Genomic DNA, 501 nt, shown 5'->3' on the forward strand with positions numbered 1-501 from the left:
CAAAGCTACGCGGTCGATAATACGCAACCAGCACCATCGGTGAGTGATTATGCCGACTTTGGTGTCACTGGTATTGATGCCAATAGCCTCAGTGAAGTGAACGGTCAGGTGGACAGTCAATCGTTGACCACGGTGGCTGCGATCCAGACTCTAACTAATAGCGTCAATGTGATACGAACCTACGCGGCTGATAATACGCAACCTGCACCATCGGTGAGTGATTATGCCGACTTTGGCGTCACGGGTATTGATGCCAACAACTTGGCGGAAATTAATGCACAAGTTGACAGTCAGTCACTAACAAGTGTTGCCTCGATACAAACACTTATCGATAGCCTAACAGTGATCCAAAACTACGCAGCTGATAATACCCAAACCGCGCCAAGTGCGACCGATTATGTAGTGGTAGGTGTCACTGGTATTGATGCTAATAACCTCAGTGAAGTAAACGGTCAGGTGGACAGTCAATCGTTGACCACGGTGGCTGCGATCCAGATTCTA

The 501-nt window shown here is 48.3% G+C and carries 1 protein-coding gene; it reads left to right on the forward strand.

Going from position 1 to position 501, the window contains the following annotated elements:
* Positions 1-501, forward strand: a 501-nt coding sequence (locus tag F8B77_RS17710; protein WP_167512872.1) for a hypothetical protein, incomplete at both ends; no start/stop codon positions are given.

The sequence above is a fragment of the Aliivibrio finisterrensis genome, assembly GCF_008933155.1.
Lineage (GTDB): Bacteria > Pseudomonadota > Gammaproteobacteria > Enterobacterales > Vibrionaceae > Aliivibrio > Aliivibrio finisterrensis.